Here is a 12,626-nt window from a genome sequence, read left to right as displayed (position 1 = left end):
CCGGAGCTGTGACCTTCCGCCCCGTGAACCGCGCTCGAGGGTTACTTTCTGACGGCACGTCAGGTTCAATGGACAGCGTGATGGGACACGCAGCCATGGCCGCCACCGCCGTCCGGTATCTCCGGTCCGCCGGAGGGGCCGTCGACGCCGAGGTGTACGAAGCGTCGTCTGCGCCCGCGCTGCGGGCGGTCGGGGAGGACGAGCGGCCGCCGGTCGGGCCCGGTGCGTTCCGGCGGGTGCTGGGGCACTTCGCCAGTGGGGTGACCGTCGTGACGGCCGTCGACGCGGACGGGCCGGCCGGGTTCGCGTGCCAGTCCTTCGCGTCGCTGTCGCTCGAACCACCGCTCGTGGTCTTCATGGTCGGGCGTACGTCCACGACGTGGCCGCGGATCGCTCGGGCCGGGCGGTTCTGTGTGAACGTGCTCGGCGAGGAACAGGGCGGGCTGTGCCGGGGCTTCGCCGTCAGCGGGGCGGACAAGTTCGCCGGGGTGGCGTACCGGGCGGCGCCCGTGACCGGGGCCCCGCTGCTGGACGGGGTGGCGGCCTGGATCGACTGCACGGTTCAGGCGGTGCACACCGGCGGCGACCATCTGATCGTGGTCGGCCGGGTCGAGGCGCTGGACGCGGACGAGGAGCGCGCGCCGCTGCTGTTCCACCGGGGGCGGTTCGGGCGCCTCTCGGGGCTCGACGTCTGATTCCCGCCAGCGGCGGCGCCGCCCGTCGCGGAGGCTGGGCCCATGACCACCCCACACGAGACACGGGCCATCGACCCGGACGTACTGAAGCAGTTGCGGGAGCGTGACGACGCCGGGCACACCCGGCGGCCGTTCACCGACCCGGAGGGCGGCGCACCGCTGCGCTGCTGTCTGCGGCACAGCGAGGCCGGTGAGCGCATCGTCCTCGTCTCGTACGCGCCGCTGCGCCGCTGGGCGGCCGGGACCGGCGCGGAGCCCGGTCCGTACGACGAGTGCGGGCCGGTCTTCATCCACGCGCAGGAGTGCGCGGGCTGGACATCGGGGCCCGGCTACCCCGCCGAGCTCCACGGCGCGCGGCGGGTGTTGCGCGCGTACAGCTCCGACGGGCACATCCTCGGCGGGACGCTGGTCGAGGTCCCCCGGGAGCGCGCCGGGGAGGTGGACGCCGTCCTGCGGGACGTGTTCGCCGACCCGGCGGTGGCGTTGGTGCACGTCCGCGCCGTCGAGCACGGCTGCTTCATGGCCGAGGTCCGGCGCACGGAGCCGGCCTGATCCGGCCCCGCACCCCCGGGCTCAGAGAGGCTTCGGCAGCGGCCTGCGGCGGATGACCAGGGCCAGCAGGGCCGCCGCCGCGCACAGGGCGCCGGAGGCGTACCAGACCACGTCGTACGAGCCGAAGACGTCGCGGGCGACGCCGCCGGCGAAGGCGACGACGGCCGCGCCGACCTGGTGGGAGGCGAGGACCCAGCCGAAGACGATCGCGCTGTCGTCGCCGTAGTGCTCGCGGCACAGGGCGATCGTCGGCGGGACGGTGGCGACCCAGTCGAGGCCGTAGAAGACGATGAAGAAGATCATCGGCGGCTGGACGGTCGGCGCGAGCAGCATCGGCAGGAAGAGCAGCGAGACGCCGCGCAGCGCGTAGTAGACGGCGAGCAGGCGGCGCGCCTCGAAGCGGTCGGTGAACCAACCGGACGCGATCGTGCCGACGACGTCGAAGACGCCGATCACGGCGAGCAGTGACGCGGCCGCGGTGATGGGCATGCCGTGGTCGTGGGCGGCGGGTACGAAGTGGGTCTTGACGAGGCCGTTCGTGGAGGCGCCGCAGATCGCGAAGGTGCCGGCGAGGAGCCAGAACGGGCCGGTGCGGGCCGCCCGGAAGAGTACCTGGACCGCCCTGCGCGCCGCTCCCGGCACCGGGTCCGGCTTGGGCGTGAAGCCTTCCGCGCCGTACGCGGCGATGCCCACGTCCGCCGGGTGGTCGCGCAGCAGCAGCCAGACGAACGGGACGACGGCCAGCGCGGAGAGCGCGACGGTGATCGCGGCGGGCCGCCACTCGTGGTTCTCCACCAGCCAGGACAGCAGCGGCAGGAAGACGAGCTGGCCGGAGGCCCCGGCCGCGGTGAGGATGCCGGTGACCAGGCCGCGGCGTTTGACGAACCACCGGTTGGTGACGGTGGCCGCGAAGGCGAGCGCCATCGAGCCGGAGCCGAGGCCGACGAGTACGCCCCAGTAGAGGACGAACTGCCAGGGCGCGGTCATCCACACGGTGAGCACCGAGCCGGCCGCGATCACGGTGAGCGCGACGGCGACGACGCGGCGGATGCCGTACCGGTCCATCAGGGCCGCCGCGAAGGGCGCGGTCAGTCCGTACAGCGCCAGGTTCACGGAGACGGCGAAGCCGATCGTGCCGCGCGACCAGTCGAACTCCGAGTGCAGTGGCTCGATCAGCAGGCCCGGCAGGGACGCGAAGGCCGCGGCGCCGATGATCGTCACGAAGGTGACGGCGGCGACGTACCAGGCGCGGTGGATGCGGGGCGGTCGGCGCAGTGGCTGCTCAGAGCCGGGGTGCGGGGCGGTTGTCTGGGTCACGTCACCCAGCTTCCGGTTCCGTGCCGTACACAACGAGTGGCCCGACAGACAGTGTTCGATAGGATCGGGCCATGACGGAGACCCGGCGGCATCGTGTGGTGGTCCTGGCCCTGACCGGGCTGCTCCCCTTCGAGCTGGGCATCCCGCACCGGATCTTCGGGCGCGCCAAGGCCGCCGACGGCGGTCTGCTGTACGAGACCGTCACCTGCGGTCTCGCCGCGGGCCCGGTGCAGACGGACGCGGACTTCGCCGTCACCGTCGAGCACGGCCCGCGGATTCTGGCCACGGCGGACACGGTCGTCGTCCCCGCCTCGTACGAGCTCGGGCCGGTCTACGAGGAGGGCCGCCTCACCGACGAGCTGGCCGCCGCCCTCGCGTACATCCGGCCCGGCACCCGGATGGTGTCCATCTGCACGGGCGGGTACGTGCTGGCCGCCGCCGGATATCTGGACGGGCGCCCCGCCACCACCCACTGGTCGTGCGCCGAGCACTTCCAGCGGCTCTTCCCGTCCGTCGCGGTCGACACGGACGTGCTCTTCATCGACGACGGCGACGTGCTGACCTCTGCGGGGGTCGCCGCCGGGATCGACCTGTGTCTGCACATCGTGCGCCGCGACCACGGCGCGGCCGTCGCCAACGAGGTCGCCCGCCGGACCGTCGTACCGCCGCACCGCGACGGCGGGCAGGCCCAGTTCATCCACCGGCCCGTCCCCGAGCCGCAGGTGGCGACGACCACGGCCGCCAGGGCCTGGGCGCTCGCCCGGCTCCACGAGCCCTTGCAGCTGCGGGACCTGGCGGACCAGGAGTCGATGTCGGTACGGACCTTCACGCGGCGCTTCCGCGAGGAGGTCGGCATCAGCCCCGGGCAGTGGCTCACCCAGCAGCGGGTGGAACGGGCCCGGCATCTGCTGGAGTCCACGGATCTGTCCATCGACCAGGTCGCCACGGACGCCGGGTTCGGCACGGCCCAGTCGATGCGCCAGCACCTCCAGGCGGCGCTGGGCGTCCCGCCGACCGTGTACCGGCGGACGTTCCGGGCGCGCGCGGTGCGCGCCGAGGACTGACGGGCAGCAGGCGAAGGGCCGGCGCCGGTCAGAAGGTGAGCACGCCGCGGGCCACCCGTCCGTGCCGGGCGTCGTCCGCCGCCTTGGCGAAGTCCTCCACGGGGTACGTGGCGGTGACCAGTTCGTCGAGGAGGAGCAGGCCCCGCCGGTACAGGTCCGTGTAGAGGGCGATGTCGTGCTGCGGGCGGGAGGAGCCGTAGCGGCAGCCGAGGACCGACTTGTCCAGGAAGAGGGACGCGGGCAGGAAGTCGGCCCGCGCCGACGGGGACGCCATGCCGAGCAGGACCGCCTGGCCGCGGCGGTCGAGCAGGTCGATCGCCGCGCGGATCAGCGCGGTGCTGCCGACGCACTCGAAGACGTGGTCCGCCCCGGTGGGCAGGACCTCCCGCACGCCGTCGACGGAGGCGAGGAAGTCCGTGGCGCCGAACCGCCGCGCCGCGGCCTCCTTCGCCGGGTTGCTGTCGACGGCGACGATCGCCGACGCGCCCGCGATCCGCGCCCCCTGGAGGACGTTGAGGCCGATGCCGCCGGCGCCGATGACGGCGACGGTGTCGCCCCGTTCGACCCTCGCCCGGTTGAGTACGGCGCCGACGCCGGTCAGGACCGCGCAGCCGATCAGCGCGGCGGAGGTGAGGGGGACGTCCGCGGGGATCTTCACGGCCTGGACGGCCTTGACGACCGTCCGCTCGGCGAAGGCCGAGTTGGCGGCGAACTGGAACACGGGGACGCCCGCGCGGGAGAAGGGGCGGCCGGGGCGGCCGATGGCCCGGCGGCACATCGTGGGGCGGCCACGGTCGCAGTCGGCGCAGGCGCCGCAGTTGGCGAGGGTGGACAGCGAGACGTGGTCGCCGGGGGCGACATGGCCGACACCCGGGCCGACCGCCGCGACGACGCCGGCGCCCTCGTGGCCGAGGACGACCGGCACGGGGAAGGGGATCGTGCCGTCGACGACGGACAGGTCGCTGTGGCACAGGCCGGCGGCGGCGATCTCGACCAGGACCTCGCCCGGGCCGGGGGCGCGTATCTCCAGGTCGTCGACGACCCGGACCTGCGCCCCGTCGAACACGACACCTTTCACCACGGCTCCTTCGGCCGGCCGGGCGTCCGCCCGGCGATGACGATATGGCGACGGACCTCGCACGGGCCGTCACGCGGTCCGAGCGGCTCACCCTGTCCGAGCTGTCGGCGCACGGCTTGTACCCGGGCCACGCGGTCCGAGCTGTCGGCGCGCTTCACGCGCCCAGCCGGGTGCCGCGCCGGGCGGCGGCCGACATGGCCTCCAGCTGCGCCAGCAGCGGCATGGGGTCGGTGCCGACCGTGCCCGGCAGGAAGTCGGCGATACGGTCCGGGGTCCACGGCCCCTCGGCGTAGGCGGCGCGCAGTTCCCTGGGCTGGGCCCAGACCGCGATCTTGGGGCCGGCGATCGTGTAGACCTGCCCGGTGATCCTCTCGGCGCGGGCGCGGTCGGAGAGCAGATAGACGACCAGGGCGGCGACGTCCTCGGGCTCGCCGATCTCCTTGAGCTCCATCGGGACGCCTGCCGACATGCGGGTGCGGGCGACGGGGGCCACCGCGTTCGCGGTGACGCCGTACTTGTGCAGCCCGAGCGCCGCGCTGCGGACGAGGGAGATGATCCCGCCTTTCGCCGCCGAGTAGTTGGCCTGCGAGACGGACCCCTGGTGGTTGCCGCTGGTGAAGCCGATGAGAGTGCCGGAGCCCTGGGCCCGCATCACCGGGGACGCGGCGCGGAAGACGGTGAAGGTGCCCTTGAGGTGGGTGGCGAGGACGGCGTCCCATTCCTCCTCGGCCATGTTGAACAGCATCCGTTCGCGCAGGATGCCGGCGACGCACACGGCCCCGTCCAGGCGTCCGTACTCGGCGAGCGCCACGTCCACCAGGCGCCGGCCGCCCGCCATGGTGGCGATGTCGTCGGCCACGGCGACCGCCGTGCCGCCGGCCGCCTCGATCTCCTCGACGACGGCGTCGGCGACCTCCGACGTGGGCGAGGCGCCGTCGACCGAGACGCCGAGGTCGCCCACGACGACGCGCGCGCCCTCGGCGGCGCAGGCCAGCGCGACCGCCCGTCCGATGCCGCGGCCGGCTCCGGTCACGGCGACGGCCTTGCCTGCCAAGAAGTTCCCCACGACCGGCCCCTTCCCGTACTTTCTGACGGACCGTTAGATTCTGGGGAGTCGGACGCACGAACACAAGCCCCGGGGAGGGCCCATGTCACTGCCGGCCGCGTTCCACGACATCGCGAAGCGCGTCAACAACTGGGGGCGCTGGGGCGGCGACGACGAGATCGGCACGCTGAACCTGATCGACGACGAGGTGGTGACGGGCGCGGTCGCCGAGGTGCGCAGTGGCGTGCGGGTGCCTCTCGCGCTGCCGCTGCGGCAGGGCGGGGTGCAGACCGGCGTCATCCCGGGGCGGATCGACCCGCTGCACACGATGGTGCAGATCAACCAGGAGCTCTTCGGGCCCGGCACCGTCGCGACCAGCGACGACACGGTGACGATGGGCCTCCAGGCCGCCACCCACTGGGACGCCCTGACCCACGCCTCGCACTCGCGCCGCCTCTACAACGGGCGCCCGGCGGACACCGTCACCCCGCACGAGGGCGCCCGCTTCAGCGGCATCGAGAAGATCCCGCCCGTCGTCTCCCGCGGCGTGCTGCTGGACGTGGCCCGCGCGAAGGGACTCGACCGGCTGCCCGGCGACCACGCCGTCACACCGGAGGACCTGGACGAGGCGGCCGCGTACGGGCGCGTCACCGTACGCGGCGGCGACATCGTCCTCGTACGGACGGGACAGATCCGGCTCCTGCTGGGCGGCGACCGGCACGGCTACGGGTTCCCGTCGCCCGGTCTTTCGGTGCGCACGCCCGAGTGGTTCCACGCCCGGGACGTCGCCGCCGTCGCGAACGACACGCTCACCTTCGAGATCTTCCCGCCGGAGATCGACGGCCTCTGGCTGCCGGTGCACGCGCTGCACCTCGTGGAGATGGGCATGCTGCAGGGTCAGAACTGGAATCTGGAAAAGTTGTCCACAGCCTGTGCACAGAGGGGCCGGTACGCGTTCCTGCTCTCCGCGATGCCGGAGCCGTTCGTCGGCGCCACCGGCACACCCGTCGCGCCGGTGGCCGTGCTGTGAGGCCGAAGACGGGCTCAGGCCCGCGCGCCGCGACGGAGGCCGGCTCAGGCCCCGCGCGCCACCACGGGTGCGCCGGTCAGCCGGGGCGCGCCCGCGGGCAGACCGCGGTCCACCTCGCACCAGATGGACTTGCCGGCGCCCTCGCGCTGCCAGCCCCAGCGGTCCGCGAGCCCGTCGACGAGCTCGAGGCCGCGGCCGCCGGTGTCCTCGCCCCGCGCGTGCCGGGGGCGCGGCGGGCAGGCGCTGACGTCGACGACCTCGACCCGGACCGTGCCGGCCTCGGCGGCGCCGCCGCCGAAGAGCATCCGCAGCACCGCCGGACAGCCGGTGTGCACCACGGCGTTGGTCACCAGCTCCGAGATCAGCAGGATCAGCGTCTCGGCCAGCCGCTCGTCGTCGCCCACCGGGGACTTGACGAGCCGCGCCCTGGCCCATCTGCGGGCCCGCCCCACTTCCGAGGGGTCGGACCCGATCTCCAACTGCACCTGAAGCACCTGCACCGCTCACACCACCCGAACCGGCGGACACATAGCCTCGCGCCTCACAGCCATAACGGAATGTGATTCCCTTACAGCACAGCTTGATTGACTTACAGTCACCGCTACAAGCGCTTCGGGCATATTCCAGCGCGAAGGAGTACGCGTGGTGCATACTGTGCGACGCACTCCGCGACGAGTCGAACACAGTGCCGCAGAACGCATTCGCACAGGCCGAACAGTGCGCATCGACGGTTCCGGGACCGCCGTACCGGCGGCACCGTGAGACCCCGTCATCGCAGCGACTCGCATCCAACGGAGCGTACCGGAGTGGCGCGCCGACTCCGCCCTGTGACGAGTCGTCCGAAGGACACAACCCGATATCGACGCAACGTGACGAATCAGAGCGCTGAGGCCAAGGCTTGCGCGTTCATCTCCTCGGCCTGCGCCGTCGTCAGCCACATCCGGCCGCGCAGCAGGGCGCGTTTGAGGAAAAGGTGGACGTCCGCCTCCCAGGTGAAGCCCGTCCCGCCGAACACCTGAAGACAGTCCCGGGCGTTGCGCACCGCCGCGTCGTCGGCCAGCAGCTTGGCCCCCGCGGCCTGCGCCGGGCCGGGGACGACGGCCGCCGCGTAGACGGCCGCGCGGGCGACCTCCGTACGCACCAGCATCTCGGCGCACAGATGCTGGACGGCCTGGAACGCGCCGACGGGCCGGCCGAACTGGACGCGGAGCCGCGCATGGCGCACCGCCTCCTCGAGGGTGCGGGCGGCGCTGCCCAACTGCTCGGCGGCGGTGAGCAGGACCGCGGGGACCGGCAGGGCCGCGGACGGCGGCGGCGGCGTGAGCGGAAGCCGGTGCAGCGGCGTGAGCGGGTCGAGGGACCGCACGGCGGCCGCCTCCCGCACCTGCACGACAGCCGGTGTGTCCCCGAGTGTCACGACGGCGTCCGCGTCCTCGAAGTGCTGTACGAAGGGGGCGAGTTGGTGCGCACAGGTGACGACCGCCGTACCGTCCGCCGCGCCCGGCACGGTGCCCGCCGCAAGTTGGGTCGCCACCAGCGGCCCGGGCAGCAGCGCCCGGCCCGCCTCCTCGAAGAGCAGCACCGCCTCCGGCAGCCCCAGCCCGACGCCGCCTTCGCTCTCCGGCAGCCGCAGCGCGAAGAACCCCGCCCGCCCCAGCTCGCGCCACAGCTCCCGGTCGACCCTGCCGCCGTGGTCGACGGCGGCCCGCAGCGCCTCGCGCCCGAAGCGGCCGGCGAGCAGCTCACGGAACGCGCCGCACAGCGCCCGCTGGTCGTCGGTGAGCCGGAAGTCCATCAGCGCCCCCTGGGCAGGCCGAGGATGCGCTCGGCGACGATGTTCCGCTGGATCTGCGAGGTGCCGGCGGCGATCGTGTACGAGAGGGAGGACAGCCGCTGCACGGTCCACGGCCGTGCCAGGTCGAGCGCGTCCGGTCCGAGAACCTCGGCGGCCGCGTCGAACAGCTCCTGCCGGGCGTGCGAGTAGCGGAGCTTGAAGACGGAGCCTCCGGCGCCGGGGACGCTGCCGCTCGCGGCCGCCTCGCTGACGTTCCACTGGACGAGCCGCCACAGCGCCGTGAACTCGGCGTGCAGCCGCCCCAGTCCGCGGCGGACCACCGGATCGTCCCACCTGCCGTTGGCCCGCGCCACGGCGGCCACCTCGGCAAGGGTGCGGCGGCAGGCGACGACCTCGCCGGCGAAGGCGGTGCCGCGCTCGAAGGAGAGCGTGACCATGGTGACGCGCCAGCCGTCGTTCTCCTCCCCCACCCGGCAGTCGGCGGGCACCCGCACCTCGTCGAGGAACACCTCGGCGAACTCGGCGGATCCGGCGAGGGTGCGCAGCGGCCGTACGGTGACGCCGGGCGCGTCCATCGGCATCGCGAGCCAGGTGATGCCGCGGTGCCGGGGGGCGGCGGGGTCGGTGCGGACGAGGAGTTCGCACCAGTCGGCGACCTCGGCGTGCGAGGTCCAGATCTTCTGCCCCGTCACGACGTACGCGTCGCCGTCGCGGACCGCCTTGGTGCGCAGCGAGGCGAGGTCGGAGCCGGCGTCCGGTTCGCTGAAGCCCTGGCACCAGATCTCGTCACCGCGCAGGATCGGGCCGAGCCAGCGTTCCCGCTGCTCGGGGGTGCCCTCGGCGGCGATGGTCGGCCCGGCGTGCAGCAGTCCGACGAAGTTGGCGCCGACGTACGGCGCTCCGGCCCGCTCCGTCTCCTCCAGGAAGATGAGCCGCAGCGCCGGGGACGCGTCCCAGTGCACGTTCCCGTAGCCGGCTTCGTACAGCGCCCGCTGCCAGGCGGTGTCGTACGCGCGTCGCGCCGCCCAGTCGTCGGGCGGCGGCTGCGGGGGCAGCTCCGGCAGGGCGGTGGCCAGCCAGTCGCGCAGCCGGGCCCGGTACTCCTCCTCGGCGTCCGTGTACGCGAGGTCCACTACGCGTCCAGGTCCAGGCCGAGCATGCGGATGGCGTTGCCGCGCATCAGCTTGTGGACGGTCTCGTCGTCGAGGTCCTTCACATGGTCGAGGGCGACCTCCTTGGTGTGCGGGAAGGTCGAGTCGACGTGCGGATAGTCGGTCTCGAAGGTGGCGTTGTCGCGGCCGACGACGTCGAGCGAGGCGACGCCGTGCTTGTCGCGGAAGAAGCAGCAGAAGATCTGCCGGTAGTAGTAGGTGGACGGCGGCTCGGGGATCAGATCGCGCACCCCGCCCCAGGCGCGGTGCTCCCGCCACACGTCGTCGGCGCGCTCCAGGGCGTACGGGATCCACCCCATCTGGCCCTCGCTGTAGGCGAGGGTGAGGCGGGGGAAGCGGACGAGAACGCCGCTGAAGAGGAAGTCGGTCATCGACGCCATGGCGTTGTTGAACGACAGCGCGGCCTGCACGGCGGGCGGCGCGTCCGGGGAGGCGGCGGGCATCTGGGAGGACGAGCCGATGTGCATGTTGACGACCGTGCCGGTCTCCTGGCAGACGGCGAAGAAGGGATTCCAGTAGCCGGAGTGGATCGACGGCAGCCCGAGGTGGGTCGGTATCTCGGAGAAGGTGACGGCGCGCACGCCCCGCGCGGCGTTCCGGCGGATCTCGGCGACGGCGAGCGTGACGTCCCACAGCGGCACGATGCACAGCGGCACGAGCCGGCCGCCGCTGTCGCCGCACCACTCCTCGACCATCCAGTCGTTGTAGGCCCGTACGCAGGCGAGCGCGACCTCCTTGTCGTGGGCCTCCGCGAAGGTCTGGCCGCAGAACCGCGGGAAGGTCGGGAAGCACAGGGACGCCTCGACATGGTTCAGGTCCATGTCCTTGAGGCGTTCCGCCGGGTCCCAGCAGCCGGGCCGCATCTCGGCCCGGGTGATGCCCTCGAGGGTCATGTCGTCGCGGCCGAAGCCGACGGCGGCGATGTTGCGTTTGTACGGGAACCTCAGGTCCTCGTAGACCCACCAGTCGGCGGGCGGCCCGTCGGGGTCCATGGTGATCCGGTACTTGCCGCCGACGTAGGCGAGCTCCCCGATGCCGGTGGTCAGCGGCTTGGGGCCGCGGTCGCGGTACTTGGCGGGGAGCCAGGTCTCGAAGAGGTGCGCCGGTTCGATGACGTGGTCGTCGACGCTGACGATCCGGGGCAGTTCCTTTTCCATCGGGACCATCCTTCTGACGGTGCGTCAGTTCAGGCCGCCAGGCTAGCCCCGCACCCCTGGACCGACAAGGCGCACGGACCTACGATCTGACGTGCCGTCAGTTCTTGCCCGCTCGCGGAGGTGCCCGGTATGGACGAGACCGCACACGCACTGGGCGCCGCCGCCACGCTGTGGGAACTCGTCGCCCGCCGCGCCGCGCTCACCCCCGACCGGCCCGTGCTGCTCCAGGACGGGCGCAGCCTCACCTTCGGCGAACTGCGCGACCGCGCGGAGCGGACCGCCGCCGGGCTGCACGCGATGGGCGTCCGCCCCGGCACGGTCGTCGCCTGGCAGCTCCCCACCCGCATCGAGACCGTCCTGCTCACCGTGGCCCTCGCCCGGATCGGCGCCGTCCAGTCGCCGGTCATCCCCTTCTACCGGGACCGCGAGGTCGGCTTCGCGCTACGGGAGTCCAAGGCCGCGTACTTCGCCGTGCCGGGCGAGTGGCGCGGCTTCGACTTCACGGCGATGGCGCGGCGGGCCGGCGCGCGCGGCGTCTTCGAGGCGTACGGCTCGCTGCCCGACGGCGACCCCTCCGTACTGCCCGCACCGCCCGCCTCCGGCACGGACGTGCGCTGGATCTACTGGACGTCCGGCACCACGTCCGACCCCAAGGGCGTGCTGCACACCGACCGTTCACTGATCGCCGGCGGCTCCTGCCTCGCCCACGCGCTGCGCCTGTCAGCGGACGACGTCGGCTCGATCGCCTTCCCCTTCGCGCACATCGGCGGCCCGGACTACCTGGTCATGCTGCTGCTGTACGGGTTCCCCGCGGTCCTCTTCGAGAAGTTCGCCCTGCCCGACGCGCTGGACGAGTACCGCCGCCACGGCGTGACCACCGCCGGCGGCTCCACCGCGTTCTACGCGATGTTCCTCGCCGAGCAGCGCAAGCGGCCCGGCCGCAGGCTGATCCCCACCCTGCGGCTCCTCGCGGGCGGCGGCGCGCCCAAGCCGCCCGAACTCCACCGCGCCGTGGTCCGCGAGATGGGCGTCGTCCTCACCCACGGCTACGGCATGACCGAAGTCCCGATGATCACCATGGGCAGCCCCGACGACACCCACGACGACCTCGTCCACACCGAGGGACGCCCGCCCGCCGGCATGGAGATCCGGATCACCGACGGCGAGATCCGACTGCGCGGCGAGGCCGTCTGCCGGGGCTACCTGGACCCGGCCGCGACGGCCGCCGCCTTCGACGCGGACGGCTTCCTCCGCACCGGCGACCTCGGCCGTCTCACCGCCGACGGCCACCTCGTGCTCACCGGGCGGGCCAAGGACGTCATCATCCGCAAGGGCGAGAACGTCTCCGCCAAGGAGATCGAGGACCTGCTGCACACACACCCGGCGGTGGGGGACGTGGCGGTCGTCGGCCTGCCGGACCCTGAACGGGGCGAACGCGTCTGCGCGGTCGTCGAACGCGCCCCGGGCGCGGCGGACCCGACGCTGTCCGACCTCACGACGTACCTGCGGTCGCGGGGCCTGGCCACCCACAAGCTCCCGGAACAACTGGAGCTGCTGGACGCGCTGCCACGCAACGAGGCACTGCGCAAGGTCCTGAAGTACAAGCTGCGCGAACGCTTCGCGTAGCGGGCGCGGTTCGGTGGGTCCCGATTACGCGTCCGGGCGGGGCCCGGTCCGGGTCGTTCGGTGTCCGGGTGCCGCTCCGGTGGTCTGCGGCCCGG

General features: G+C 73.1%; 12 protein-coding genes. 5 read left to right on the top strand and 7 right to left on the bottom strand.

What is annotated here, in order from left to right:
• The first annotated feature begins 95 nt into the window (after nucleotides 1-95).
• Nucleotides 96-695 (top strand): flavin reductase family protein, encoded by a 600-nt coding sequence (locus ACFYOP_RS06785; protein ID WP_356899153.1) that lies wholly within the window; start codon nucleotides 96-98, stop codon nucleotides 693-695.
• Nucleotides 696-737: 42 nt separating this feature from the next.
• Nucleotides 738-1,247: a DUF1203 domain-containing protein gene (locus ACFYOP_RS06780; protein WP_356899118.1), complete on the top strand. Its 510-nt coding sequence runs from the start codon at nucleotides 738-740 to the stop codon at nucleotides 1,245-1,247.
• A gap of 21 nt (nucleotides 1,248-1,268) precedes the next feature.
• Here ACFYOP_RS06780 and ACFYOP_RS06775 read toward each other — a convergent pair whose 3' ends face one another.
• Nucleotides 1,269-2,564: an MFS transporter gene (locus ACFYOP_RS06775; protein ID WP_356899117.1), complete on the bottom strand. Its 1,296-nt coding sequence runs from the start codon at nucleotides 2,562-2,564 to the stop codon at nucleotides 1,269-1,271.
• Nucleotides 2,565-2,635: 71 nt separating this feature from the next.
• On the opposite strand from ACFYOP_RS06775, the gene ACFYOP_RS06770 reads away from it, so the two are divergent.
• Nucleotides 2,636-3,628, top strand: coding sequence for a helix-turn-helix domain-containing protein (locus tag ACFYOP_RS06770; protein ID WP_356899116.1), 993 nt, complete (start codon nucleotides 2,636-2,638; stop codon nucleotides 3,626-3,628).
• 28 nt (nucleotides 3,629-3,656) lie between these two features.
• Here the strand turns inward: ACFYOP_RS06770 and ACFYOP_RS06765 are convergent, their stop codons facing one another.
• Together ACFYOP_RS06765 and ACFYOP_RS06760 are read right to left on the bottom strand one after the other, a co-directional pair.
• A complete protein-coding gene (locus ACFYOP_RS06765; protein WP_356899115.1) occupies nucleotides 3,657-4,706 on the bottom strand; it encodes a Zn-dependent alcohol dehydrogenase in 1,050 nt (349 codons plus the stop codon).
• 154 nt (nucleotides 4,707-4,860) lie between these two features.
• On the bottom strand, nucleotides 4,861-5,772 hold the full coding sequence (locus tag ACFYOP_RS06760; protein ID WP_356899114.1) for an SDR family oxidoreductase: 912 nt from the start codon (nucleotides 5,770-5,772) through the stop codon (nucleotides 4,861-4,863).
• A gap of 82 nt (nucleotides 5,773-5,854) precedes the next feature.
• On the opposite strand from ACFYOP_RS06760, the gene ACFYOP_RS06755 reads away from it, so the two are divergent.
• Nucleotides 5,855-6,781 carry a cyclase family protein gene (locus ACFYOP_RS06755; RefSeq protein ID WP_356899113.1) on the top strand — a complete coding sequence of 309 codons (927 nt, stop codon included), beginning with the start codon at nucleotides 5,855-5,857 and terminating at the stop codon, nucleotides 6,779-6,781.
• A 44-nt stretch (nucleotides 6,782-6,825) separates the two neighbouring features.
• On the opposite strand, the gene ACFYOP_RS06750 is transcribed toward ACFYOP_RS06755, so the two are convergent.
• From ACFYOP_RS06750 to ACFYOP_RS06735, 4 genes are all read right to left on the bottom strand, one after another.
• Nucleotides 6,826-7,281, bottom strand: a complete 456-nt coding sequence (locus tag ACFYOP_RS06750; protein ID WP_356899112.1) for an ATP-binding protein — start codon at nucleotides 7,279-7,281, stop codon at nucleotides 6,826-6,828.
• Between the two features lie 377 nt (nucleotides 7,282-7,658).
• Nucleotides 7,659-8,576 carry an acyl-CoA dehydrogenase family protein gene (locus ACFYOP_RS06745; protein WP_356899111.1) on the bottom strand — a complete coding sequence of 306 codons (918 nt, stop codon included), beginning with the start codon at nucleotides 8,574-8,576 and terminating at the stop codon, nucleotides 7,659-7,661.
• Complete coding sequence (locus tag ACFYOP_RS06740) at nucleotides 8,576-9,709, bottom strand: acyl-CoA dehydrogenase family protein (protein ID WP_356899110.1); 1,134 nt, start codon at nucleotides 9,707-9,709, stop codon at nucleotides 8,576-8,578. The genes ACFYOP_RS06745 and ACFYOP_RS06740 overlap by 1 nt, the downstream gene beginning before the upstream one ends.
• The gene (locus ACFYOP_RS06735; protein WP_356899109.1) at nucleotides 9,709-10,905 is read right to left on the bottom strand and encodes an amidohydrolase family protein; all 1,197 of its coding nucleotides are present in this window, start codon (nucleotides 10,903-10,905) and stop codon (nucleotides 9,709-9,711) included. Before ACFYOP_RS06735 ends, ACFYOP_RS06740 begins: the two co-directional genes overlap by 1 nt.
• Before the next feature lie 129 nt (nucleotides 10,906-11,034).
• Between ACFYOP_RS06735 and ACFYOP_RS06730 the strand changes: the two genes are divergently transcribed.
• Nucleotides 11,035-12,531 (top strand): AMP-binding protein, encoded by a 1,497-nt coding sequence (locus tag ACFYOP_RS06730; RefSeq protein ID WP_356899108.1) that lies wholly within the window; start codon nucleotides 11,035-11,037, stop codon nucleotides 12,529-12,531.
• Nucleotides 12,532-12,626 lie beyond the last annotated feature (95 nt).

The sequence above is a fragment of the Streptomyces sp. NPDC006294 genome (genome assembly GCF_042870895.1).
Lineage (GTDB): Bacteria > Actinomycetota > Actinomycetes > Streptomycetales > Streptomycetaceae > Streptomyces.
The sequence above is the reverse complement of the archived record's forward strand: the minus strand, read 5'-3'. Positions and strand labels throughout refer to the sequence as shown.